A 24639-nucleotide genomic window follows, 5' to 3' on the forward strand; every position below is an offset into this window, starting at 1 on the left:
AATGCGCCCGCTGGCCTGCAAGGCAGGGTGCCGATTGCCCGCGAAGCCGAATCCGCTTCGCGGCGATTTGCGTGCCGTCGCGATGCGACCACGCGTATTCAGATTGCCCCGATGCATATGTAGTGCAGTGCATGTAGCACTCTCGTTTTGTTCTTTTTCACTGGTCCCGGTATCTGCCAAACCCTGATGACTGAATCCACTCAATCCGTAGCACCCCCCGCCGACGCGCCCGCGCCGACGTTTGCCGATTTTGGACTGCACCCGCTGCTGCTCCAGTCCATCGCCGAAACCGGCTACACCATTCCGACGCCCATTCAGGCGCAAGCCATCCCCGTCGTGGTGGAAGGGCGCGACGTCATGGGCGCCGCCCAGACCGGCACCGGCAAGACGGCCGCGTTCACCGTGCCCATCCTGCACCGCCTGATGCCGCTGGCCAACACCAGCGCCTCGCCCGCGCGCCACCCGGTGCGCGCGCTGATCCTCACGCCCACGCGCGAGCTGGCCGACCAGGTGTTCGAAAGCGTCAAGCGCTACAGCAAGCAAACGCCCCTGCGTTCCGCCGTGGTGTTCGGTGGCGTGGATATCGGTCCGCAAAAAGAAGCGCTGCGTCGCGGCTGCGAAATCCTGGTGGCCACGCCCGGCCGCCTGCTGGACCACGTCGAACAAAAGAACGTGAACCTGAGCCAGGTCGGCATCCTGGTGCTGGACGAAGCGGACCGCATGCTGGACATGGGCTTTCTGCCCGACCTGGAACGCATCATCCGCCTGCTGCCCGCGCAGCGTCAGGGCCTGCTGTTTTCGGCCACGTTCAGCAACGAAATCCGCAAACTGGGCCGTTCGTACCTGAACCAGCCGGTCGAGATCGAAGTCGCGGCGCGCAATGCCACGGCCACCACCATCACGCAGATCGCCTACAAGATGTCCAGCGACGCCAAGCGCGCCGCCGTCGTGCATCTGGTGAAGTCGCGCGGCCTGAAGCAGGTGATCGTGTTTTCGAACACCAAGATCGGCACGGCCCGGCTGGCTCGCGAACTTGAACGCGATGGCGTCAAGGCCGAATCGATTCACGGCGACAAGACCCAGGCCGACCGCATGAAGGCGCTGGAAGCCTTCAAGGCCGGCGACCTGGAAGTGCTGGTGGCCACCGACGTGGCCGCGCGCGGCCTGGACGTGGCCGGCGTGCCTTGCGTCATCAACTATGACCTGCCGTACAACGCCGAAGACTACGTGCACCGCATTGGCCGGACCGGCCGCGCGGGCGCATCGGGCGAAGCCATTGCGCTGTTCACGCCGGATGAAGAACGCTTCCTGCTCGACATCGAAAAGCTGATCAAGCGCGAAGTGCCGCGCGGTACGCTGGACTTGCCGGCCGACGCCGTGGCGCGCAGCCATCGCCGCAGCGAAGACCGCCCGTCGTCCTCTTCCTCGTCCTCGCGCGAGGGTCGTGAATCAAGCCGTGAAGGAAGCCGTGGCGACCGCGGTGGCCGTTCATCCGATCGCCGCTCGGGCTACACGTCGGGCGGCTCGCGCCAACCGGTGGATGATTTCTTCCTGAAGCCCTACGAGCCCTCGGCGTCGTCTTCGTCCGAGCAAGAACCCGCGCCCAAGAACGACAGCGGTTCGTCGTCGCCCAAGCGCCAGGTGGCAGTGTTGCTGGGCGGCTCGCGCAAGAACTGATCGCCGCCCCGCGCCGCATAAAAAAACCCGCAACGCCGTTTGGCCTTGCGGGTTTTTTTGTCGGTGCCGGGAATCAGGCGGCTAGCAGTTTTGGCAGATCGGGTAGTGCGGAACTGACTGCCGGGCTGTTCGCGTCCACGCTTTCAATCAGGCGTTCCAGATGGCCGATGTGCGGCAACATGGGGCCATAGAACACCACGCGCGACCCGATTTGCACCAGCAGAGTCGGGAAGTTCTCGACATCGATATCGCCCAGCAGTTCGGCATGGTCTTCGATGTCTATCCAGGCGAACACGTGCTGCGGCAGGGCGTCTGCCAACGCTTCAAGCTTGGGCTTGTACTGTTCGCAGGTGTCGCACCAGGCCGCGCAGAAGCAGGCGATGAGCCAGGTGTCGGGGGTTGCGCTTAGCCGCGCGCGCAAGGGGGCCAGGTCAGAGCCGGGTACGAGTAGAGACATGTGAGCAGATCGGGGCGTGTTTGACTATCATACCCGGGATGTCCACCCCCCTTTTTCAAGCTCTTATGACCGCTTTACGCCCCGATACCGCCGCGCCCGGCAATGGCCGATTCTCTGGCGCCGGCACGGGCGCCGTCAGCGTTGGCCAGGCGTTCAAGCGCGCGCTGGTGTCGCAATGCCATCCGACGATGCTGTTCGCGGTGCTTCTGCCATTCCTGATTGCGCTGGTTGGCGCGTTCCTGTTGCTGTATCTGTTCTGGACGCCATTGACCGACTGGCTGCGCGCCGAGGTGTCCCACTGGGACATGGTGAATCGCGCCGACGAATGGATGATCGCAATGGGCCTGTTTTCGCTCAAGATCTATCTCATCCCCGTCATTGCCGCCGCCATTTTGCTGCCCGTGTCCGGCATCCTGGGCCTGGCCATTGCCGCTGTTTTCGTGATGCCGCTGGTGCTGCGCCACGTGGGGCAGCGCGAATATGCCAGCGTGACGCCGCAGGGCAAGTTCTCGACGGCGGTCAGCGTATGGAACGCCATCTGGGTATCGGCCGCCTTCGCCGCCGGCTGGGTGCTGACGCTGCCCTTGTGGCTGGTGCCGCCCATGGCGATCATCCTGTCGATCTTCTGGTGGGCCTTTGCTTTTTCGCGGATGATGCGCGTGGACGCCATCGTGGAACACGCCAGCCCCGAAGAACGCAAGCTGATCCTGGAACGCAACAACGGCGGCTTCTGGACCATCGGGCTTATTTGCTCACTGCTGAACTTGCTGCCGCCCGCCTGGATTATCCTGCCGGTGTTTTCGGCGCTGGTCTACGCGCACTACGGCCTGGAAGCGCTTCGGCGTTTGCGCCAGGATCGTGTCATCGAAGCCTGACCGGCATTTAACCCTTACCGTTTTGGAACTGGACATGGCCGCAGAATCCGCCGCCCGTCGCATCGGTCTTATCATCGTTGGCGACGAAATCCTCTCGGGCCGCCGTCAGGACAAGCATTTTTCAAAGGTCGTCGAGCTCCTCAGTGCTCGCGGCATGCAACTGGGTTGGGCCGAATTCCTGCCCGACGACCGCGACACACTGGTGGCGGCCTACAAGCGCAGCTTCGCCACGGGCGACGTCGTGTTCTCCTGCGGCGGCATCGGCGGCACGCCTGATGACCACACCCGCCAAGCCGCCGCTGCCGCGCTGGGCTTGCCATTGGCGCTGCACCCGGAGGCCGAGCAGGCGATTGCGCTGCGCACCGCCGAAATGGCGGCCAAGGGCCAGGGCACGGCCGACATGAGCGCGCCGGAAAACCAGCAGCGCCTGCAAATGGGCGTGTTTCCGCAAGGCTGCGAGATCGTTCCCAACCCGTACAACCGTATTCCGGGCTTCTTCATCCACGACCACACCTTCGTACCCGGCTTTCCCGTGATGGCCTGGCCGATGCTGGAATGGACCCTGGACACACGCTATCGTGCGCTGCAACATGTGCGCGCCCATGTCGAGCATTCTTTCCTGGTGTTCAGCATGCCCGAATCGCGCATCACGCCGGCTATGGTCAGCGTGGAAAGCCGCTGGCCCGACGTGCGCGCCTTCAGCCTGCCCAGCGTGGGCGAAGCGGGCGGAACGCCCCATATTGAGCTGGGCGTCAAAGGGGAACCGGCGGCCGCCGCCGAGGCGCTGGAGTTCTTGCGCGCCGAGGTGCTGCGCCTGGGCGGAAAGCTGGCGCCGCCCGCCGCAGCTTGATCTCGTCGCAAAAAAGCCATTGCAAAACGGCGTCTTAAATTTCACAATACGGGAAAGAACTGTTTGCTGCGTTGCCGCAAGGCCGGTCTTTTACGGCGTTGCGGCGCGAGCCTATTTCCCCCTATGCCCCGTCTGACGACACCCCGCACTCCCCTGGACGCCGAGACCGAAGGCGCGTCCGGCCACCCCATCGCCATCCAGGTCATCGAGCGAGCCATGCGCCTGCTCGACGCCCTGGCCGCGCAGCAAGACCCGGTCACCCTCAAGGAATTGTCGGCCACCACCGGCCTGCATGCCTCGACCGCGCACCGCATCCTGAACGACCTGGTCGTGGGACGCTACGTTGAACGCGTGGACAACGGCCTGTATCAGCTGGGCATGCGCCTGCTGGAATTGGGGTCGCTGGTGAAAGGGCGGCTGAACGTTCGCGAAGCGGCCATTTCCGCCATGCGGTCCCTGCACAAGCTAACGGGGCAGACCATCAACCTGTCGGTCCAGCAGGGCGACGAAATCGTCTATATCGACCGCGCCTGGAGCGAGCGCTCGGGCATGCAGGTGGTGCGTGCCATTGGCGGCCGTGCCCCGCTGCACCTGACCTCGACCGGCAAGCTGTTCCTGTCCACCGGCGATGCGCGCCAAGTGCGCGCGTACGCGCTGCGCACTGGCCTGGCCGGCCACACGCGCAACAGCCTGACCGACCTGGATCGCCTGGAACGTGAACTGGCGTTGGTGCGGCGCCATGGGTACGCCCGCGACAACGAAGAACTGGAACTGGGCGTGCGTTGCATCGCCGCCGGCATTTTTGACGATACCGGCAAGCTGGTGGCGGGGCTGTCCATCTCGGCCCCGGCCGAACGCTTGCAGGACGACTGGATTCGCGCGCTGGTCGATACCGCCGCCAGCATTTCCGAGGCGCTGGGCTACGAACCCTCGGTGTCCACCTGGTTCAACGGCTTGGGCATGGCGGCGGAAGCCTTGCGGCCCTGAGCAGTCCGCGCCCGCGCCGGTCCGGACCATGAAAAAAGCCCCTTTCGGGGCTTTTTTGCCATCCGGCCAGGGTCGGCCGCCAGCGTCAGCTTATTGCTGCTCGACGCCTGCCTTCTTGAATAGCTCGGCCCATTGCGGAACCTGCTGCTTGACCTTGGCCTCAAGTGCCTGCGGGTTGGCTTCGGCCGTCAGCACCGTGGCACCAAGCTGCTTCATGCGTTCCTGGAACTTCGGGTCGGCCAGGCCGGCCTGCAGGCTCTTGATCAGCTTGTCCACCACCGGCTTGGGCGTGCCCTTGGGCACCCACATCCCGTGCCAGATGCCCACTTCGAAACCCTTGTAGCCGGATTCGTCCATGGTCGGCAGCTTGTCCAGCGTGGGCACGCGCTTCAGGCTGGTCACGGCATAGGCCTTGACCTTGCCGCTTTCGATCTGCTGCGTCGTGTTGGTGGTCTGGTCGCACAGCAGGTCGACCTGCTTGCCCAGCAAATCGTTCATGGCGGGCGCGGTGCCCTTGTACGGAATCGTCAGCAGCTGGACGCCCAGCGCTTCCACCAGCATGGTGCCGCACAGGTGGCTGGCCGCGCCGATGCCGGCGTTGGCCAGCGAGACCTTGTCCTTGTTCTGTTTGACGTATTCGGCCAGTTCCTTGATGTTGTTCGGCGGGAAGTCCGAACGCGCGATGATGGTCATGGGCACGTCGACCACCAGGCCGATGGGCTCAAAGCTCTTGTACGGGTCGTAGCCGGGGTTCTTGTACAGGGACGGCGCCGTGGAGAAGCCGGCGTGCATCAGCAGAATGGAATAGCCATCGGGCTGGGCGCGCGCAACCTGCGTGGTGCCGATGGTGCCGCCGGCACCGCCCTTGTTCTCAACCACGACCGTCTGTCCCAGGCTCGGCCGCATGGCTTCGGCCAGCGATCGGGCGACGTTGTCGGTCGGGCCGCCTGCGGCGAACGGCACCACCATATTGATGGGGCGTTCCGGAAATTCCGCGTGGGCGGCGCCGGCCGCGAACATGGCGCTGGCCGCGAGCAGGGCCGTAAGCGTGCGGGGAATAAAGGTCATGAAGTCTCCAATTGCAGGGTTTTGCTTGCTGCGATTTAGTTTTTGGCCGCTGACTTATCGATTGTTTTTTCTGTCATCAGCGTGAAAGCAGTTTAGAAAAGAATTGATACGCCGTCATGTCGGGTTTTTCCCGAAGCAGGGCAAAACCTTGTTCTGGATCAATGGCGTGCACGCGGCTGCACCGTTAAAGTGCAAATACTTGTTGCGTTGCACAAAAACTGCTTGACAGCAATTTGTGGCAGTCTAGAATGTGAATTGTGCAGTGCATCAAACGGGCCGGCGGTAGCTTGTAGTACCAGTTTCCGCGCACGTTCCTATTTCTCGTCGCAGACACCAATCCTTCTTGCCGGAAAGCTTCCGGCTACCCCTAAAGGAGCATTCTATGAGCGCAATTCCGCAGCAAGTCCTGGACCGCCAAAAGGCAAGCATCAACACTTTTGTGGCTGCCCAGTCCGCCGTTTTCGCCGGCTTTGAAAAGCTGGTTGAGCTGAACATGAAGGTTGTGCGCGCCACGCTGGACGAAGTCGCCCAGAAGTCGCAACAAGCCTCTGAAGTCAAGGATCCGCAGGAAGCCGCCGCGTTTGCGTCGGGCCTGCTGCAGCCGGGCGCTGAAAAGGCCATGGCTTACACCAAGCACGTGTACGACATCGTTGCCGGCGTGCAAGGCAGCCTGGTCAAGCTGACCGAAGAGCAAATCGCTGAAAGCCAGCAGCAACTGAGCGAAGCCGTCGACCAACTGTCGAAGAACGCTCCGGCCGGTTCGGAAAGCGCCGTTGCCCTGATCAAGTCCTCGCTGGCCACCGCGACCAGCGCCTACGACTCCGTGACCAAGGCTGCCAAGCAGGCCGCTGAAGTCGCCGAATCGAACCTGAATGCCGCCGCCAACGCGACCTTCAAGGCTGCGACGGATGCTGCCGACGCCGCCACCAAGGTTGCCAGCCGTAGCCGTCGCACCGCCTGAGTCCTGGCGCGCGATGCTGCGCAAATCGCAGTAATGTAGTACTGTTGAGTGACAGAGCAGAGCTGGAATTAGGGCCACCCACCGGGTGGCCCCTTTTTTTTGTCCCGCATTTTGCGCTGCGCGCCGCGAGCGTGGGGAGGCAGCGTTCAGCGCTTTGCCGTAGCCCGCACGCATTCGCCCACCAGGGCGGGGCCCCGGTAGATCAAGCCCGTATACAACTGCACGGCGTCCGCGCCGGCGTCCATCTTTTCGCGGGCCTGTGCGCCCGACAACACCCCGCCCACTCCGATAATCGCCAGGCTGTTGCCCAGCTGCGCCTTCAGGCGGCGAATCACTTTCAATGACAGCTCGTGCACCGGTGCGCCCGACAGGCCGCCGGCTTCTTCGGCATGCGCCTGACCGGTGACCGCATCGCGCGACAGCGTGGTGTTGGTGGCGATGACGCCGTCAATGCCATGGCGGGGCAGCGTGTCGGCGATGGCGTCGATCTGTTCTTCGGTCAGGTCGGGGGCGATCTTTACCGCCATGGGCACGCGGCGCTGGTGCTGGTCTTCCAGCGCACGGCGCTTGTCGGCCAGTTGCGCCAGCAAGGCCGAGAGCTCGTCCCCGCTTTGCAGCGCGCGCAAATTTTTGGTGTTGGGCGACGAAATATTCACCGTCACGTAATCGGCATGCGGGTACACGCCCTCCAGCCCGATCAGGTAGTCATCAGCGGCGCGCTCGATCGGCGTGTCCGCGTTCTTTCCGATATTCAGGCCCAGGATGCCGCCTTGCTTGCGCCACTGGCTGCGCTGCACGTTCGCCAGGAACGCGGGCAGGCCCTGGTTGTTGAAGCCCAGACGGTTGATCAGCGCGTTGGCGCGCGGCAGGCGGAACATGCGCGGCTTGGGGTTGCCGGGTTGCGCGCGAGGCGTCACGGTGCCGACTTCAATGAAACCAAAGCCCAGGTTACCCAGCGCGTCGATATAGGCGCCGTTCTTGTCCAGCCCCGCCGCCAGCCCGATGGGGTTGGCCAGCCGCATGCCCATCAGCGTGCTAGGCGCCGAGGGCTGCGCATGCATCAGCTTGCGCGTCGCGCCGCATTCATAGGCGCGTTGCAGGCCCGACAGCGTGACTTCGTGGGCGGTTTCCGCGTCCATGGCAAAAAGCGCCGGGCGGGCCAGGGGGTAGGCGTGGAAGAGGATAGACATGGGGCGGAATTGTAGAGCCAATTTCGCCGCGCTTGCCGCAATCGGGCCGCGCACCGTACGGCACGATCAAAGGGACAGGTAGTCCTGATTCCGCCATTCCCCGTCGATAAGAAACTGCGCGGGTTGGAAGCTGGACTTGTAAGACATCTTGCGGCTTTCGGCGATCCAGTAGCCCAGGTACAGCCACGGCAGGTTCAACGTGCGGCACTGCTCGATCTGCCACAGGATGCTGTAGGTGCCCAGGCTGCCCTCGATATCGGGGTCGTAAAAGGTATAGACCGACGACAGCCCGTCGTCCAGCACGTCGATGATGGACACCATCATCAGCACACCGTCCGCGTCGCGAAATTCAACCAGCCGCGTGTTGACCCGGCTGGTCAGCAGAAACTGCGCATATTGCGTGCGGCTGTCCTCGTCCATGCCGCCGCCCGGATGCCGGCCTTGCTGGTAGCGCGTATACAGCCGGTAGTGCTCGGGCGACCACGCCAATTCCGCAACGAACGACTGCAACGATTGGTGATCGCGCCACGCCCGCCGCTGGCTGCGGTTGGGGGCAAAGCCCGACGTGTCGACACGCACCGGCACGCAGGCATGGCAGTTGTCGCAATGGGGACGGTACGTGAACAGCCCGCTACGGCGAAAGCCCTGTTCGACCAGCTGGGAATAGGTGCCCGCGTTGATCAGATGCCCGGGCGCGGCAACCTGCGACCGCGCCTGGCGGCCCGGCAGGTAGCTGCACGGGTAAGGCGCGGTTGCATAGAACTGCAGCGTGGAGAAGGGAAGTTCTTTGAGCTGGCTCATGGGGAAGTGCGCATCGCGCGGTACGTCCGCGACGCGATGGCTACATATTAACGCTTAAGTGGCGTTGCATCGGACGCTGAATCCCGCGTCGGTTCCGCTGCCTGGTGGGGTGTGGAACGGGTCGCGGGCAACAGGCGGCCCAGGCTGTCCAGCGTGCCCGGCGCCCAGAAAATCGGGGGCTGGGCGGTGGCCCGGCGTACATGTTGCAGGAACTGCGCGCGCGGTATCGGGCGTGCGCCCAGGCTGGCCAGATGCTGGGTCTGCTGCTGGCAATCGATGCGCTCGACGCCTTGCGCCGCCAGGTAGCGAACCAGGTACGCCAGCGCGATCTTCGACGCGTTAGGGGCGAGCGTAAACATGGATTCACCAAAGAACATGCGCCCCAGGCTGATGCCGTACAGGCCACCGGCGAGCTCGCCATCGATCCAGGTTTCGATGCTGTGCACGTAGCCCGCCCGATGCCATTCGGCATACGCCTGCTGCATGGCGGCGGTGATCCAGGTGCCCGGTTGGCCGTCACGCGGCGCGGCGCATTGCGCCATGACCCTCGAAAACACCGTGTCGACACGCACTTGCACGCGCGGCTGGGCGTCGATTTCCTGCGCAGCGATCTGCCGCAGCAGCTTACGCAGCGAATGGGACGGCGAAAAATCCTTGGTGGCCAGCACCATGCGCGGGTCGGGGCTCCACCACAGCACGGGCTCGCCTTCGGAATACCAGGGAAAGATGCCGTTCGAGTAAGCCTGGATCAGCCTGTCCATCGACAGGTCCGCGCCGGCCGCAAGCAGGCCGTCGGGTTCCGTCAGCGCATATTCCGCTGGCGGAAACGGGGTGTCGACGGCAAGCCAGGGCAGCTTCAACGGTGCGATTCTAGGGTGTAGTGATGGGGCACGAACGCGCCTTGGCGTCGGTCGTCGAAGTAGTGTTGCAAGGTCGTTACCACCGTGCGAAACGCCAGGTCGTCCCAGGGAATGTCGGCTTCGTCGTACCAGCGGGCTTCCAGGCTTTCGGGGCCGGGGTCCAGTTCGGGGCCTAGCGCCTGGGCCAGATAGAACACGTGCACCTGGTCGATCTGCGGCAGGTCGATCATGGTGTAGAGCTCGCCAAGCTGAATGCGCGCGCCGGACTCTTCCAGCGTTTCGCGGGCCGCGCCTTGTGCCGTGCTTTCGCCCAATTCCATGAAACCCGCCGGCAGCGTCCAGGTGTTGTAGCGCGGTTCGATCGCACGGCGGCAGAGCAGTACGCGGTTTTCCCACACGGGCACCGTGCCAACCACCAACCGCGGGTTCTGGTAGTGGATCGCGCCGCAGTGATCGCAGACGTCGCGCTCACGGTTGTCGCCTTCCGGCACCCGGCGGGTGATGGGCGTGGCGCACTGGCTGCAAAAAAGCGAACGGCGGGGGGCGGGGAAGTATTCGATGGACGGTTTCGCGGTCATGGGTAGGATTCTAACGGCTGCGGCGCGCCGTGGCGCGTCCCCCTGGGGGGGCCGGCGCACTGCCGCCAAACCGCTCTTCAAGATGCTCGACAAAAGAGCGGACCTTGGGCGACAGGAAGCGGCGATGCGGATAGATGGCGTACATGGAGATGGGTGTGTGCGCATAGTCGGCCAGCAAGGCCACCAGGCGCCCCGCGCGAATGTCGTCGCCGACCAGGAACTCGGGTTGCAGGATAACGCCGTGGCCCGCCAGCGCCGCCGTGCGCAGCACATCGCCGTTATTGGCGCGCAGCGCTGCGTTCACCCGCACCAGATGCGTCACGCCGTCCTTCTCGAAATGCCATTCATTGCCGGTGCTGGCGTAGGAATAGTGCAGGCAGCGATGCTGCTTCAAGTCTTCCGGGGTGGTCGGCGTGCCGTGCTGCTTCAGGTAGGCCGGCGCCGCGCAGACCAGCAACTGCTGAGGCGCCAGCGGGCGCGCAACCAACGATGAATCCTGAAGCGGACCGATGCGCACCGCCATGTCGTAGCCGTCCTCGACCAGATCCACCACGCGGTCGTTCAGGTCCAGGTCGATGATGACGTCGGGATAACGTTGCAGGTATTCGGCAATGGCCGGCCCCAGGTGCAGGATGCCGAACGACACGGGCGCGCTGACGCGCAAACGGCCGCTGGGGCGCTGGCCTTCGGCCTGTAGCGACAGCTCCAGGTCGGCGACTTCCGCCAGGATCGGCCGGACGCGCTCGTAGAAGGCGCGCCCCGCGTCCGTCATGCTGAGTTTGCGGGTGGTGCGGTTCAACAGGCGCACGCCGTACTTCTGTTCCAGGTAGGCGATCTGCCGCGTCACGACCGAACGCGCCTGGCCCATCTTGTCGGCGGCTGCCGCGAACGAGCCAAGCTCGACGACCTTGGCGTAGGTCTGCATGGCGGTGTGAGTGTCCAAGATTGTTTCCTATCGGGGAACAATAATTTGCAATTCTGCCTATTTATCTTTGTTTTTGGAATCGTAAGAATGGCGGCCTGATGCATCGTCCGGTCTTGGACGATCCGCGCTACCCAGAAGGATTTGCCATGATCGATACCCGTACCGCTCCCTATGCCGCGCTGTTACTGCGCGTGGCGCTTGGCGTCATGTTCCTGGCCCACGGCCTGACCAAGCTGCTGGTCTTCACGCTGCCCGGCACCGCCCAGTTCTTCGCCAAGATCGGCTTTGCCGGCTGGCTGGCCTATCCGGTCACGTTCTTTGAAGTGGGCGCGGGCGTGCTGCTTATCCTGGGCATCGTGCCGCGCTGGGTGGCGGCCATCGCGGTGGTGCAGTTGTTCGTGGCGTCGACCGTGCACTTTGGCAACGGCTGGGGCTTTGGCAACGCGGGCGGCGGCTGGGAATATCCCATCTTCCTGACCGTGGCGGCCGCCGTGCTGATGCTGCTGGGCGATGGCAAATTTGCCCTGGTCAAAAGCGGCCGCGGCTGATTTCCGCAACGCCTTGTGTTGCCAGTAGCCGCCCCGTGTTGCCCCGCCGCAGATCTGGCGCTACGCGGCCGGATTTGGCTCGAAGCCCAGGCGGCGCGCCACCTCCTGCCGCGTGATCGCGCGCAGCGGCGCGGGGGCGTAGACGCCCGGCCATGACACGGTGATCTCAGCGTCAGGCGCCAAGCTTGCCAGGGCGTCCAGGACCGGCGCGCCGTCCTTGGCCGACATTTTTTCCAGCAGGGCGGGCAGATCACGGTCCAGCACCAGCCCGGCGCCCGCCGGCGTGGACGCATATAGCTGGCCGCCATCGTCCAGCCACCAGGCGCTGACGGCGTCGACCGCCGCATCCGTGTGCGTGCGCAACCCGTGATTGTCGTCGTTCAGGCGCAGCACGAAGGGCGCGCCATCCAGCCGCACGAACACGCGTTGCGGGCCGTTCTGGAAAAACCAGCGGCCCGCGTCATCGTGTTCATAATTCCGATTCATGAAGTCCAGGATCTGGGCATTGGTGATGGATTCGCCCGGCCCGCCTTGCGCAGCCTGCCCCTGCGGATGCAGTCGCCAACGCCCACGCCCGTCCAGCGACAGCCAGCCATACACGGCCGGCACGTTGGGCCAGCGGGCAATGGCGTCCTTCACCGATTGATCCATGTTCAGGGCCGGATGATGATTGAAGGCGGGGTGATGACGATGGCAGGCGCGGGCATCGGCATCACGACCTGCGGCGCGGCGTAATAGCCTTCGCGATAGTCATCGCGGCACTTGCGCTTTTCCTGATATTCGCCGTTGCGCTTCCATTTGCGCTCGACCTTGCACGCGCCATCCCAGTACTTTTCTTTGTACTCACGCCCATGGCGATGATGATGGCGGTCGGAGTCGGCTTCGGCCGTTATCGGCGCCAACGTCAACATCGCGGCGGCGGACAGGGCAAGCACGGGGGAACGAGCGCGGAAATTCAGAATGCGGTGCATAGTGTCGACGTCAATGGAAAACGGCGTCACCTTAGCAATCATTCGATTGTCAGCGCGTAGGGATGCGTAACGAGATGCTGGGGGGAGGGGGGAAAGATGCTGGAGGCGCAAGCCGGAATCGAACCGACGTACACGGATTTGCAATCCGCTGCATAACCACTCTGCCATTGCGCCAGCACTTGCAAGAAAAAAGGAAGCGCGGTGTTGGCCGATGCTTCCTTCTTGTATTTGGAGCGGGAGACGAGTCTCGAACTCGCGACCTCAACCTTGGCAAGGTTGCGCTCTACCAACTGAGCTACTCCCGCGGGGTACTGCTTACAGCCATTGCTTTTGCTGTATTTCCTGCTTTGCCGAAGGAAATTCCTGCTGGAACCGCCACCGGTTTTGGTGAAGTTTGAGAAGCTTTTCTCAAAGGCCGTGTCCACCAAAGACAGCGATTATACACAGAATTTCAGGCTTGTGTAGCGGGGCGCGTGGGGCGAAGAAAAAAAGCGTCGGGCCCGGTTTCCGCGCCTATCGCCGAGGCAAAACCCGGCCCATGGGCGTCATGGTCGAACGTGCGGGGATTGCGGCGTTCCGAGCTGGGCGCCGCGCCATAGACCGCGCGGTAGGTCTTGCTGAAATGGCAAGGCGATTGAAATCCGCATGCGGTGGTGATGTGCGTGATCGACATCGGCGTCTGCCGCAGCAGTGCCCGCGCATGCCGCAGGCGCAGGCTCAGATAATGTTGCTTGGGCGTCGTACCCAGGTGCTCGCGGAACAGGCGTTGCAGTTGCCGCTGCGATGCGCCCGACAGTTGCGCCAGTTCCTCCAGCGACAGCGGCTCTTTCAGATTGACCTCCATCAGCGCGATCACCTCTGCCAGCGCGGGATGCGAGGCGGGCATGCGGATCGACGTCGGCATGCGTTGCCTGTCCTTGTGGTCGCGCACGTGCCCGATGGTGAATTGGTTAGCGATCAGCGCGACGATGGCGGGTCCCACGGATTCGCCCACCAGGTTAAGCATCATGTCCAGCGGCGCGGTGCCGCCTGTACAGGTGATGCGATCGCGGTCGATCACGAACAGCTTGTGCGACAGCCTGCTATGCGGAAATTCGCTGCGCAGCGCGACCAGGTCTTCCCAGTGCATGGCGCAGGTATAGCCGTTGAGCAGACCGGCCTGCATCAGCGTGTGCGCGCCGGTGCACAGGCTGCCCAACGTTACGTCGCACGCCGCCAGGCGCCGCAGCCAGTCTCGCGTGGCCGGGTCGTTGTCCACGCGGTTGCGCTTGCCGCCGCAAACGAACACGGCGTCGGGCAACGTGGCCTCGTCCAGCACGTCTGCGTGCACCTGCAAGCCATTGCTGGCCGTGATGGGTCCGCATGACGGCGCTACCACCGACCAACGGTAATACTGCCGGCCCAACAGGTGGTTGGCCATGCGCAGCACTTCAATCGCCGTCGAGAACGACAGCATCGTGAACTGCGGCAAGGGCAGGAAACCGAAGTGGCGCAGGTGCCGGCGATCACGGTTCGGCGAACGTGCAGTCATGGCTAGGCTCCTTGGTAGGAATACACGGACTGAATGCCGGTACTGACCTTCCGGCAGTTGACCGTTGCAATCGTAGGCCAGCCGGACGCGTCTGCCCTTAGGAACAATACGAAAATTGCAGAGGATTACGACATATGCCTTTGCGCGCTGTGCGACCCCCTGTCGCAATCGGACAAGATGTGGTCCGGTTCAGATAACAGTGCACATGACCTTTAAGAAAGAATGCTTCACAGGCCCCGCTTACGCCGGATTCTTGAACGTCATTGCTCCTTCAGGCAGGTCGACATGTTCCAGTCTTCATCCCCGTTCTTCTCATCGCCGCTCGACAAGCGCGATCCCGTCGTGATGGCCATGCAGGACCGGGAACTGCGCCGCCAGCAAACCCAGATCGAGCTGATCGCGTCCGAAAACCTGGTGTCGCGCGCCGTGTTGCAAGCGCAGGGTTCGGTGCTGACCAACAAGTACGCCGAAGGCTACGTCGGCCGGCGCTATTACGGCGGCTGCGACCACGTGGACGAGGTCGAGTCGCTGGCGCTGCTGCGCGTACGCGAACTGTTTCACGCCGACTACGCCAACGTGCAACCGCATTCCGGCGCGCAGGCCAACGGCGCGGTGATGCTGGCGCTGCTGGAACCCGGCGACACCGTGCTGGGCATGTCGCTGGATGCCGGCGGGCACCTGACCCACGGCGCACGGCCGGCAATGTCGGGCAAGTGGTTCAACGCGGTGCAGTACGGCGTGCGCCGGGAAGACAGCCTGATCGATTACGACGAGGTCCGGCGACTGGCGCTGGAGCATCGGCCCAAGCTCATCATCGCGGGGTTTTCAGCCTATCCCAGGCAGCCGGACTTTGCCCGCTTTCGCCAGATCGCCGACGAGGCCGGCGCCATGCTGATGGTCGACATGGCGCATATCGCGGGCTTGGTGGCGGCGGGCAGGCACCCCAGCCCGGTGCCGCACGCACATGTCGTCACGTCCACCACGCACAAGACCCTGCGCGGCCCGCGCGGCGGCTTCATCCTGACCAATGACGGCGCCATCGCCAAGAAGATCAATTCCGCCGTGTTTCCCGGCTTGCAGGGCGGACCCCTGATGCACGTGGTGGCGGCCAAGGCGGTGGCCTTCGGCGAGGCGCTGCATACGGACTTCAAACGCTACATCGACCGCGTGCTGGCAAACGCCGACGTGCTGGGCGATGTGCTGCGTGAAGGCGGCATCGACCTGGTTTCCGGCGGCACCGACAACCACCTGCTGCTGCTCGACCTGCGTTCCAAGGGGCTGACCGGCGCGCATGTGGAGCGCACGCTGGAACGCGCCGGCATCACGTGCAACAAGAACGGCATTCCGTTCGATACGCAAAAGCCGTCGGTCACTTCCGGCATCCGGCTGGGCACGCCGGCCGCCACCTCGCGCGGGTTTGGCGAAGACGAGTTTCGCGCCGTGGGCGAAATGATCGTGCATGTCGTGGACATGCTGGCCACCAGCCCCGACGAACACGAAGCAACCGAACGACGCATTCGAGCTGAAGTCCACGCGCTGTGCCAGCGCCATCCCATCTACTAAGCGGCACAACATCGGGGGGGAAATCCCATGGCTACGCTGCATCAGAAAAGCATGGTTATCGACGGCCTGATCATCTCGAAATGGGACCGGTCCGTTTTTGAAGACATGAAGCAAGGCGGCCTGACCGCGGCCAACTGCACGGTGTCGGTGTGGGAAGGGTTCGAGCAAACGGTCTCGAACATTGCCGCCATGAAAGCCCTGATCCGCGCCAACGAGGATCTGGTCACGTTGGTGCGCACCACGGACGATATCCGCCGCGCCAAGCGCGACGGCAAGACGGGCATCATTCTTGGCTTTCAGAACGGCCAGGCGTTCGAAGACAATCTGGGCGCCATCGAAGCTTTTGCCGACATGGGCGTGCGCGTGGTCCAGCTTTGCTACAACACGCAGAACCTGATCGGCACCGGCTGCTATGAGCGCGACGGCGGCTTGTCCGGTTACGGCCGCGAAGTCATCGCCGAGATGAACCGCGTCGGCATCATGGTTGACCTGTCGCACGTGGGCGCCCAAACCTCCGAAGAAGCGATCCTGGCATCGACCCGGCCCGTTTGCTATTCGCACTGCCTGCCGGCGGGCCTGAAAGAACACCCGCGCAATAAAAGCGACGCGCAACTGCGGTTTATCGCGGAACGCGGCGGCTTCATCGGCGTGACGATGTTCCCGCCGTTTCTCAAGCGCGGCGTGCAAGCCACGGTGGACGACTACGTCGAAGCCATTGGCTACGTCGTGAATCTGGTGGGCGAAGACGCGGTGGGCATCGGCACCGATTTCACCCAAGGCTACGGACAGCCGTTTTTTGATTGGCTGACGCATGACAAGGGCCGGTACCGCCGGCTGACGGACTTCGGTGCCATCCGCAACCCCGAAGGCATCCAGACGATAGGCCAATTTCCCAACCTGACCGATGCGATGCAGCGCGCGGGCTGGAGCGAAATCCACATCCGAAAAATACTGGGCGAAAACTGGCTGCGCGTGTTTGGCGACGTCTGGCCTGCCGACGCGCCGGCGGCTTAAGGAGCAACCAACATGAATCCCCAGCTTCCGATCGACGTCAACGAACAGACGGGCGTGTGGAGCACGGACGGCATGCCGATGCTGTATGTGCCGCGCCATTTCTTCATCAACAACCACACGGCGGTAGAGGCGGCGTTGGGCCGGGAGGCCTATGCGCACATTCTGTACGACGCCGGGCACCGCTCGGCCTACCACTGGTGCAATGAAGAGTCGCGCGAGCATCGCCTGAGCGGGCTGGCGGTTTATGAACACTACCTGATGCGGCTGTCGCAGCGCGGCTGGGGGCTGTTCCGGCTGACGGACGCGGACCCCACCGCGATGACGGCGCGCATCGTGCTGCGCCATTCCGCATTCGTGCTGGGCCAGCCCCAGGGCGAGGGCAAGCGCTGCCACATGTTTGCCGGATGGTTCGCGGGGGCGATGGACTGGGTGGCCGACCAGCACGGCGGCGCCACGCGCGCCCAGTGCGTGGAAAGCCAATGCGCCGCCGAAGGGCACGCGCACTGCGAGTTCACCGTTAGCCCCATCACCTGAGGCCGGCATGCGTTATCCCCACCTGTTTGCGCCACTGACGCTGAACCGCCTGGTGCTGCGCAATCGCATCGTCAGCACCGCGCACGCCGAAGTGCACGCGGACCCGGGCGGTTTGCCGGGCGACCGCTACATTGCCTACTACGAAGAAAAGGCCAAGGGCGGCCTTGGCCTGGCCATCTGCGGCGGCTCCAGCCCCGTGTCGCTGGATAGCCCGCAAGGGTGGTGGCGGTCGGTCAACCTGACCACCGACCGGGTCATCGAACCGTTGGCCAGACTTAGCGAAGCCATGCATCGCCACGGCGCCAAGGTGATGATCCAGGCAACGCACATGGGCCGGCGTTCGGCATGGCACGGGGAGCATTGGCCGCACTTGCTGTCGCCGTCCGGTGTGCGCGAGCCCGTGCATCGGGGCAACGCCAAGACGATTGAAGTCGAAGAGATCGGCCGCATCATCAGCGACTTTGCCGCCGCGGCAAAGCGGGTGCAGCAAGCCGGCATGGACGGCATCGAGATATCCGCCGCGCACCAGCATCTGATCGACCAGTTCTGGAGCCCGCGCACCAACTTTCGCACCGACGCCTATGGCGGCAGCTTGCGCAACCGCCTGCGCTTCGGGCTGGACGTGCTGCACGCCGTGCGCGAGGCGGTTGGCGCCGATTTCTGCGTGGGCCTGCGCATGTGCGGCGACGAATTCCACGACGATGGGCTCGACCACGAGGCGCTGCGCGAAATTGCCCAGGCCATGGCGGACACCGGCCTGATCGATTACCTGGGCGTCATCGGCTCCGGTGCCGACACGCACAATTCCCTGGCCAACTGCATGCCGCCGATGGCGTTGCCCCCCGAACCCTTCGCCCACCTGGCGGCCGGCATCAAATCGGTAGTGCGGATACCGGTGATGCACGCACAAAGCATCCGCGACGCGGTGCAGGCCGAGCGGTTGCTGGCAGCCGGCCATGCGGACCTGGTGGGCATGACGCGCGCGCATATTGCCGACCCGCATCTGGTCGTGAAGATCCGCGACGACCGCGAAGACGAGATCAAACAATGCGTGGGCGCCAACTACTGTATCGACAGGCAGTACGACGGGCTGGACGTGCTGTGCATCCAGAACGCGGCAACGGCTCGTGAAGAAACCATGCCGCACGTGATCGCGCGATCGCGCGGCGTGGAGCGAAAAGTGGTGGTGGTTGGCGCCGGGCCCGCGGGCATGGAAGCCGCGCGCGTGTGCGCCGAGCGCGGGCATGAAGTCGTGCTGTTTGAACGCGCCGCCGCCATTGGCGGCCAGATTCTGCTGGCCGCCAAGGCGCCGCAGCGCGAACAGATGGACGGCATCGTGCGGTGGTTCGCGCTGGAGCTCAAGCGCCTGGGTGTGGACTGCCGCCTGGGCGCGCTGGCAACCGAAGAAATGGTGTTGGCGCAGCGCCCGGATATTGTTGTGTTGGCCACGGGCGGACTCAGCCACGTTTACGAGCACCAGGCCTGGGGCGTGGCGCGCGGGCTGGCCGTGAGCTCCTGGGACATACTTTCCGGGCAGGTCGAGCCCGCGAAAAACGTGTTGGTGTACGACGGCGTCAGCACCCACGCGGGGGCAGGGGTAGCCGACTTCCTGGCCAGCCGGGGTGCGCACGTCGAGATCGTTACGCCCGACACCAAGGTGGCCGAGGACGTGGGCGGCACCACGTTCCCGATCTTCTACCGCCGCCTGTATGCGCAGCAGGTCGTGATGACGCCCAACCACTGGCTTGAACGCGTCAGTGCGGAAGGCGACAAGAAGGTGGCGCTGCTGCGCAACGAATACACCGAAGACCGCGAAGAGCGCGTGGTGGATCAGGTGGTCATTGAAAACGGCATCGTGCCCAATGACGCGCTGTACGGCATGCTCAAGCGCAAGTCCGTCAACATGGGCCAGACCGACCTGCACGCCTTGTACGCCGCCGACCCGCAGCCCGCGCTGGGCCAGCCTCTGGGCGACGGCCGTTTCCTGCTGTTTCGGGTGGGCGATTGCGTGTCGATGCACAACATCCACGCCGCCATTTATGACGCATTGCGGCTGTGCAAGGACTTTTGACCATGGAACAGTTTGCCGTCGTGGTTACCGCACTGTTCTGGGTGTCGCTGCTTGGGGTCTGCGTCGGCGGATGGCGGCGGGCTGCCTTGTGGCGCGTGGGCCGGGCCGCGCCGGTGCGCTGGCTGGATTTGTTGGCGGTGCCCAAGCGCTATTTTGTCGACCTGCATCGCGTGGTGGCGCGCGACCCCTACATCGCCCGGACTCATGTGGCGACGGCGGGCGGCGCGGTCGCGGCCATGGTGCTGGTGGCCATCAACTACGGCTTGGCGCTGTACTCGCCCGCGTTGGATATGGCCATTGCCGTGGCCGCCCTGGTGATGCTGGGCGGGCTGATATTCGTCTGGCACCGCCGTCGCAAACCGCCCAGGCGCCTGTCGCGCGGCCTGTGGGACCGCCTGCCGTGGATGCTGGGCGCATTGGCACTGGGCCTGTTGCTGCTGGGCGGCGTGTCCGCGCCCTGGCTGGCGGGCGCGGCCGGCCTGGGCACCGTGGCGCTGCTGACGCTGGGCGCCTGGGAGCTGACGGTCGGCATGGCGCGTGGCGGTCCCATGAAACATGCGCTGGCCGGCCTGCTGCACCTGGCTTTTCACCCCCGGCCCGAACGCTTCGGCCGCGCGTTGCCCGGCCAGAAAGCGGCCCTGCGCCCGTTGGCGCTGGGCGGCGACCCGGCGGCCGAGCCCCTGGGCGTGGGCAAACCGGCCGCCTTCGCGTGGAACCAACTGCTAAGTTTCGATGCGTGCGTGCAGTGCGGCAAGTGCGAAGCCGCGTGCCCGGCCTTTGCCGCCGGGCAACCGCTGAACCCCAAGAAGTTGATACAGGACATGGTGGTCGGCATGGCGGGTGGTTCGGACGCCGCCTATACCGGCAGCCCGATGCCGGGTGTGCCTGTCGGCGCACGCGAAGGCGCGGCGGACAAACCGCTAGTGCCCGGCCTGGTGGCGGCCGAGACGCTGTGGGCCTGCACCACGTGCAGGGCCTGCGTACACGAATGCCCCATGCTGATCGAACACGTGGACGCCGTGATCGATATGCGTCGCCAGCAGACGTTGCAGCACGGCGCCGCGCCCGGGACGGCGCCCACCGTCCTGGCCAACCTGCGCGAGACCGGCACGGCAGGCGGCTATGACCTGGGCGCGCGCCACCACTGGGCGGTGGACCTGAACGTGCCGTGGATACAGCCGGACCAGGCCGTGGACGTGCTGCTGATCGTCGGCGAGGGCGCCTTCGGACTGCGATACCAACGCAGCCTGCGCGCGCTGGTCAAGGCGATGCACGCGGGCGGCGTGGATTTCGCGGTGCTGGGCGACCGCGAGACCGACACCGGCGACATTGCCCGTCGGCTGGGCGACGAAGCCACGTTCCAGGTGCTGGCCACGCGCCTGATCCAGACGCTGGCGGGCCTGAGCTTTACGCGCATCGTCACGGCCGACCCGCACATCCTGCACAGCCTGCGCAATGAATATCCCGCGCTGGGCGGCCTGTACCAGGTGCAGCATCACACCAGCCTGCTTGCCGAACTGGCGGACGCCGGGCGGCTGCGATTCAAGCCGGCTGACGACACGCGCATCCTGACGTATCACGACCCCTGCTACCTGGGCCGCTACAACGGTGAAACCGAGGCGCCGCGCAAGTTGTTGCGCCGACTGGGCCTGCGTATCAACGAAATGGAACGCCATGGCTTGAACGCGCGCTGCTGCGGCGCGGGCGGGGGAGCGGCGTTGACGGATATTCCCGGCGAGCGCCGCATTCCCGACATCCGCATCCAGGACGCGCGCGATACCGGCGCAAGCCTGGTGGCGGTGGCCTGTCCCAATTGCACGGCCATGCTGGAGGGCGTGGTCGGCCCCCGCCCCGACGTGCGAGACATCGCCGAACTTGTCGCCGACGCCTTGGAGGCATGATGAACCCGATCCGCAGAATCGACCCGCGCAGGCAGTACACCGTGGCGCCTTCGGGTATTCGCCGCCTGGTGCTTGGCGCCGACCCCTCGGGCGATGCCATTGGCCGGCAAGCGCGCACCGTGCACAAGCCGGTACGCGCCACCGAAGCGTTGCGCTGCGTGCTGGCGGTGGCGCACAGCGATCGCGGGCAGCTGGACGCCCACGCTTGCCAAGCGGTGGCGGCCGCCGCACTGCTGGCCGCGCACGACACCTGGGTGCACCTGCTGGTGTTTGGAGAATTCCAGGGTGATGCCGCCGACTTGGGCGCAGACAGGCTGACCGTCATTGCCGCGCCGCCGGCCTATGCGCCCGACGCCGAACTGGCCGTGGTGCTGGCGCTGATGGAGCGCGACCGCCCGCTGCACGTCTTCCTGCCCGACAACGGGCTGCCCGACGGCGACCTGGGCCGACGCCTGGCCGCCGCCACGCGCGACACGGTCGCCACGCACGTCGTGGAACTGAGCCGCGACGGAGTGGCCAGCCCGTATCGCCAGGTGGCCGTGGGACGTGGCGCCTTCGGCCGCGCGGCATCAACGCCGGCCGCCTCGGCTCACGCCGGCCTGTCGCGGTCGCCGAGCGTGCCGAACCCGCCGACCCTGCCCACCCCCCAACACACGGGTCCAAGACGCACGCGGCGCGCGTTGCCCCGCATCGTGCTGCTGGCCCCGGATGCCGTCGATGATCGCTTGCCCTTCGTGGGCCACGGAGAAGCCGCTCGCGTCATGCCGCTACCGATGACATCGGCCTACCGTGACCATGGCACGCGCACGCTGCCCGCCACGGAAGTGGACCTGGAAGAGGCCGACCTGATCGTGTCCGCGGGTAACGGCATGCGCGACCTGGAAGGCTTTCATGCGCTGGCCGATGAGCTTGGCGCGGCCATCGGCGCCAGCCGTGTGGCCGTGGATGACGGGCGATTCGCGCGGGGCCAGCAGATCGGCGCAACGGGAAAAACCGTCAGCGCCAGCGCCTATCTGGCGTTCGGCATATCGGGCGCGGTGCAGCATCTGCAAGGCATCAAAGACTGCCGCCATGTGATTGCGATCAACCTGGACGCCGCCGCGCCGCTGGTCCGGCGCGCCGACCTCAGCATCATCGACGATACCCAACGCGTGGCGCGGGCGCTGCTTGCCCGCGTCAAGCAGGCGCGAGGCGCGCATCGACATCGTGAGGCTCCCGATGGCTGACCTGCGCATTGCGGTACTGGTATCGGTTGGCGCGCACCCGGTCAGCGGGGCGGCCCGCTTCAGCCGCAATGACGCCTTGGCCCTGGCCTTGGCGCGGACGATGGCAAGCGGCGACGCCAACGTTGATGTTGTCCATGCCGGCAACCCGGCCGATCCGGCGCTGCGGGACTACCTGGCGCTGGGCGCGCCGACGGTCCATGCCATCGACGTGCCGCCGGGGCGCGACGTTGCGGAGGCATTGGCCGAGTACGTGCGCGGGTACGACCTCGTGCTGTGCGGCACGCGCGCGGAAAGCGGCGACGGCAGCGGCCTGTTGCCCTATCTGGTGGCGCAGAAACGGCACCTGCCTTTGTTGCCCGCCGTACTGTCGGCCCGCATCGACGCGGGCAGCGTCGTCACGCAGCAATGCCTGCCCAAAGGGCGGCGGCGGGAAGTGGCCGCAACCCTGCCCGCGGTGGTGGCCGTGCATCCGCTGGCGGCGTTCGACGTGCGGCACGTCTATGCGCAAGAGCGCGCCGGGCAGGTGACGACGCACGTGCCCAAGGTTCCGGCCGCGGCGCTGGCCGCCACGCGCATCGAGGCCGCCACGGGCAGCCCGCGCAAGTTGGCGGCGCGTGAGTCGCGGTCGGGGCGCGCGCGCCTGCTGGCGGCCATCACGATGGAAAGCCGTGGCGGCACAGTCATCACCGAAGGAACCCCCGAGGAAAAGGCGCAGGCGGTCATCGACTACCTGCGCACCCACAGCCTGATCGACTACTGAGGTGGAACATGACCATCATCCAGCAGGTTTGCGCGGTGCGACCCCCTATCGATGCATCGCTACGCAAGCTGATCGCCGCGCGCCGGCCGGGCTATAGCCTGGACGCCGACTTCTATCTGAGTCCGGCCGTGTACGACATGGACATGGAAGCCATCTTCGGCCGGCACTGGCTGTTCGTGGCGGTTGAGCCCGACATCCCCGAGCCCGGCGATTACCTCGCGGTCGACATCGGCCGGCAGTCCGTGGTGCTGGTGCGCGACGACGACGGGCAGGTGCGCGGCTATCACAACGTCTGCCGGCATCGCGGCGCGCGCCTGTGCGTGACGCCGCAGGGTTCGGTCGGCAATCTGGTCTGTTCCTACCACCAGTGGACCTACACCTTGAACGGCAAGCTGGCCTACGCGGAACACATGGGCGAAGACTTCGACAAAAGCCTCTACAGCCTGAAGCCTGTCCGCGTGGAAACCTTGAGCGGCCTGATCTTTGTCTGCCTGAGCCCGGACGCGCCCGACGACTTCGAGATGATGCGCGCGCAGGTGGAACCTTATCTGCGGCCCCATCAACTGCGCGAAACCAAGGTCGCCGCGCAGATCGATATCGTCGAAGACTGCAACTGGAAGCTCACGATGGAAAACAACCGCGAGTGCTACCACTGCGCCGTCAACCATCCCGAACTGACCGTCTCGCTGTTTGAGTTTGGCTACGGCTACCAGCCCTCGCTGTCCAACGCCGCGCAAATGGATCAGTTCGAGAAAATGTCGGCCGCGCGTTGCCGCGAATGGGAAGCCGCCGGCCTGCCCAGCGCCGAGCGCGAAGCGCTGGACAGCTGCGTGACGGGCTATCGGGTGCGGCGCCTGCCGCTGGATCTGGCCGGCGAGTCGCAGACGCTGGACGGCAACGCGGCCTCGAACAAGCTGTTGGGAACCCTGACGCGCCGCGACCTGGGCGGCTTGTCGCTGTGGACGCAGCCCAACGCGTGGTTCCACTTCATGAGCGACCACATCGTCGCGTTCTCGGCGCTGCCGCTGGGGCCGGAAAAGACCCTGGTGCGCACGCGCTGGCTGGTGCACAAGGACGCGGTGGAAAACGTGGATTACGACGTCCAGAACCTGACGGCCGTGTGGCGGGCCACCAATGCACAGGACCGTGCGCTGGTCGAGATCTCGCAGCAAGGTGTGCGCAGCCCCGCGTACCAGCCCGGGCCGTATTCGCCGTTTACCGAAAGCCTGGTCGACAAGTTCTGCAACTGGTATGTCGGCCGCCTGGCGGCCCATTATCTGGATTAAGAGAC

General features: G+C 65.0%; 24 protein-coding genes and 2 tRNA genes. 14 read left to right on the forward strand and 12 right to left on the reverse strand.

Annotated features, from left to right (window positions below):
* The first annotated feature begins 186 nt into the window (after nucleotides 1-186).
* The gene (locus YH64_RS06065; RefSeq protein ID WP_104143545.1) at nucleotides 187-1677 is read left to right on the forward strand and encodes a DEAD/DEAH box helicase; all 1491 of its coding nucleotides are present in this window, start codon (nucleotides 187-189) and stop codon (nucleotides 1675-1677) included.
* Nucleotides 1678-1750: 73 nt separating this feature from the next.
* Here YH64_RS06065 and YH64_RS06070 read toward each other — a convergent pair whose 3' ends face one another.
* Nucleotides 1751-2134 (reverse strand): thioredoxin family protein, encoded by a 384-nt coding sequence (locus YH64_RS06070; RefSeq protein ID WP_046803474.1) that lies wholly within the window; start codon nucleotides 2132-2134, stop codon nucleotides 1751-1753.
* Between the two features lie 65 nt (nucleotides 2135-2199).
* On the opposite strand from YH64_RS06070, the gene YH64_RS06075 reads away from it, so the two are divergent.
* From YH64_RS06075 to YH64_RS06085, 3 genes are all read left to right on the forward strand, one after another.
* Nucleotides 2200-3009, forward strand: coding sequence for an EI24 domain-containing protein (locus tag YH64_RS06075; protein WP_046803473.1), 810 nt, complete (start codon nucleotides 2200-2202; stop codon nucleotides 3007-3009).
* Nucleotides 3010-3043: 34 nt separating this feature from the next.
* Nucleotides 3044-3859, forward strand: coding sequence for a molybdopterin-binding protein (locus tag YH64_RS06080; protein ID WP_046803472.1), 816 nt, complete (start codon nucleotides 3044-3046; stop codon nucleotides 3857-3859).
* 123 nt (nucleotides 3860-3982) lie between these two features.
* Nucleotides 3983-4846, forward strand: coding sequence for an IclR family transcriptional regulator (locus tag YH64_RS06085; RefSeq protein ID WP_046803471.1), 864 nt, complete (start codon nucleotides 3983-3985; stop codon nucleotides 4844-4846).
* Between the two features lie 90 nt (nucleotides 4847-4936).
* Here the strand turns inward: YH64_RS06085 and YH64_RS06090 are convergent, their stop codons facing one another.
* A complete protein-coding gene (locus YH64_RS06090) occupies nucleotides 4937-5914 on the reverse strand; it encodes a tripartite tricarboxylate transporter substrate binding protein BugD (RefSeq protein ID WP_046803470.1) in 978 nt (325 codons plus the stop codon).
* 382 nt (nucleotides 5915-6296) lie between these two features.
* On the opposite strand from YH64_RS06090, the gene YH64_RS06095 reads away from it, so the two are divergent.
* Nucleotides 6297-6875, forward strand: coding sequence for a phasin family protein (locus YH64_RS06095; RefSeq protein WP_046803469.1), 579 nt, complete (start codon nucleotides 6297-6299; stop codon nucleotides 6873-6875).
* A gap of 146 nt (nucleotides 6876-7021) precedes the next feature.
* Here the strand turns inward: YH64_RS06095 and YH64_RS06100 are convergent, their stop codons facing one another.
* The 5 genes from YH64_RS06100 to YH64_RS06120 all read right to left on the reverse strand — a co-directional run bounded on the left by YH64_RS06100 (nucleotide 7022) and on the right by YH64_RS06120 (nucleotide 11247).
* Nucleotides 7022-8065 (reverse strand): quinone-dependent dihydroorotate dehydrogenase, encoded by a 1044-nt coding sequence (locus YH64_RS06100; RefSeq protein ID WP_046803468.1) that lies wholly within the window; start codon nucleotides 8063-8065, stop codon nucleotides 7022-7024.
* A gap of 66 nt (nucleotides 8066-8131) precedes the next feature.
* Entirely contained in the window at nucleotides 8132-8866 is a 735-nt protein-coding gene (locus YH64_RS06105) for an arginyltransferase (RefSeq protein WP_046803467.1), read from the reverse strand.
* A gap of 47 nt (nucleotides 8867-8913) precedes the next feature.
* Nucleotides 8914-9726: a leucyl/phenylalanyl-tRNA--protein transferase gene (aat, locus tag YH64_RS06110; RefSeq protein WP_082134372.1), complete on the reverse strand. Its 813-nt coding sequence runs from the start codon at nucleotides 9724-9726 to the stop codon at nucleotides 8914-8916.
* Entirely contained in the window at nucleotides 9723-10304 is a 582-nt protein-coding gene (locus YH64_RS06115; RefSeq protein ID WP_046803466.1) for an NUDIX hydrolase, read from the reverse strand. The genes aat and YH64_RS06115 overlap by 4 nt, the downstream gene beginning before the upstream one ends.
* Before the next feature lie 10 nt (nucleotides 10305-10314).
* On the reverse strand, nucleotides 10315-11247 hold the full coding sequence (locus YH64_RS06120; protein ID WP_046803465.1) for a LysR family transcriptional regulator: 933 nt from the start codon (nucleotides 11245-11247) through the stop codon (nucleotides 10315-10317).
* A 128-nt stretch (nucleotides 11248-11375) separates the two neighbouring features.
* On the opposite strand from YH64_RS06120, the gene YH64_RS06125 reads away from it, so the two are divergent.
* Complete coding sequence (locus tag YH64_RS06125; protein ID WP_046803545.1) at nucleotides 11376-11777, forward strand: DoxX family protein; 402 nt, start codon at nucleotides 11376-11378, stop codon at nucleotides 11775-11777.
* Nucleotides 11778-11837: 60 nt separating this feature from the next.
* On the opposite strand, the gene YH64_RS06130 is transcribed toward YH64_RS06125, so the two are convergent.
* The 5 genes from YH64_RS06130 to YH64_RS06150 all read right to left on the reverse strand — a co-directional run bounded on the left by YH64_RS06130 (nucleotide 11838) and on the right by YH64_RS06150 (nucleotide 14279).
* A complete protein-coding gene (locus tag YH64_RS06130; RefSeq protein ID WP_046803464.1) occupies nucleotides 11838-12428 on the reverse strand; it encodes a DUF2946 family protein in 591 nt (196 codons plus the stop codon).
* A 2-nt stretch (nucleotides 12429-12430) separates the two neighbouring features.
* Nucleotides 12431-12748: a hypothetical protein gene (locus tag YH64_RS06135; RefSeq protein ID WP_052945942.1), complete on the reverse strand. Its 318-nt coding sequence runs from the start codon at nucleotides 12746-12748 to the stop codon at nucleotides 12431-12433.
* Nucleotides 12749-12848: 100 nt separating this feature from the next.
* Nucleotides 12849-12922: transfer RNA gene (locus YH64_RS06140), tRNA-Cys, on the reverse strand.
* Nucleotides 12923-12977: 55 nt separating this feature from the next.
* A tRNA-Gly gene (locus YH64_RS06145) sits at nucleotides 12978-13053 on the reverse strand.
* 146 nt (nucleotides 13054-13199) lie between these two features.
* Nucleotides 13200-14279, reverse strand: coding sequence for a GlxA family transcriptional regulator (locus tag YH64_RS06150; protein WP_046803463.1), 1080 nt, complete (start codon nucleotides 14277-14279; stop codon nucleotides 13200-13202).
* Nucleotides 14280-14564: 285 nt separating this feature from the next.
* Between YH64_RS06150 and glyA the strand changes: the two genes are divergently transcribed.
* Genes glyA through YH64_RS06190 form a run of 8 tightly spaced genes read left to right on the forward strand, consistent with a single transcriptional unit; the run spans nucleotide 14565 to nucleotide 24634 of the window.
* Nucleotides 14565-15842: a serine hydroxymethyltransferase gene (gene glyA / locus YH64_RS06155; protein ID WP_046803461.1), complete on the forward strand. Its 1278-nt coding sequence runs from the start codon at nucleotides 14565-14567 to the stop codon at nucleotides 15840-15842.
* A 27-nt stretch (nucleotides 15843-15869) separates the two neighbouring features.
* The gene (locus YH64_RS06160) at nucleotides 15870-16856 is read left to right on the forward strand and encodes a dipeptidase (protein WP_046803460.1); all 987 of its coding nucleotides are present in this window, start codon (nucleotides 15870-15872) and stop codon (nucleotides 16854-16856) included.
* Between the two features lie 12 nt (nucleotides 16857-16868).
* A complete protein-coding gene (locus tag YH64_RS06165; protein WP_046803459.1) occupies nucleotides 16869-17390 on the forward strand; it encodes a 4-vinyl reductase in 522 nt (173 codons plus the stop codon).
* Nucleotides 17391-17397: 7 nt separating this feature from the next.
* The gene (locus tag YH64_RS06170; protein WP_046803458.1) at nucleotides 17398-19461 is read left to right on the forward strand and encodes an NADH:flavin oxidoreductase; all 2064 of its coding nucleotides are present in this window, start codon (nucleotides 17398-17400) and stop codon (nucleotides 19459-19461) included.
* Between the two features lie 2 nt (nucleotides 19462-19463).
* A complete protein-coding gene (locus YH64_RS06175) occupies nucleotides 19464-21362 on the forward strand; it encodes a (Fe-S)-binding protein (RefSeq protein WP_046803457.1) in 1899 nt (632 codons plus the stop codon).
* Nucleotides 21359-22588 (forward strand): electron transfer flavoprotein subunit alpha/FixB family protein, encoded by a 1230-nt coding sequence (locus YH64_RS06180; RefSeq protein ID WP_046803456.1) that lies wholly within the window; start codon nucleotides 21359-21361, stop codon nucleotides 22586-22588. The genes YH64_RS06175 and YH64_RS06180 overlap by 4 nt, the downstream gene beginning before the upstream one ends.
* Nucleotides 22581-23348 carry a hypothetical protein gene (locus YH64_RS06185; RefSeq protein WP_046803455.1) on the forward strand — a complete coding sequence of 256 codons (768 nt, stop codon included), beginning with the start codon at nucleotides 22581-22583 and terminating at the stop codon, nucleotides 23346-23348. Before YH64_RS06180 ends, YH64_RS06185 begins: the two co-directional genes overlap by 8 nt.
* 8 nt (nucleotides 23349-23356) lie before the next feature.
* Nucleotides 23357-24634, forward strand: coding sequence for an aromatic ring-hydroxylating dioxygenase subunit alpha (locus YH64_RS06190; RefSeq protein WP_046803454.1), 1278 nt, complete (start codon nucleotides 23357-23359; stop codon nucleotides 24632-24634).
* Nucleotides 24635-24639: the final 5 nt, after the last annotated feature.

This window comes from Achromobacter sp. LC458, from assembly GCF_001005835.2.
In the GTDB taxonomy this organism is placed as follows: Bacteria; Pseudomonadota; Gammaproteobacteria; order Burkholderiales; family Burkholderiaceae_B; genus Achromobacter; species Achromobacter spanius_B.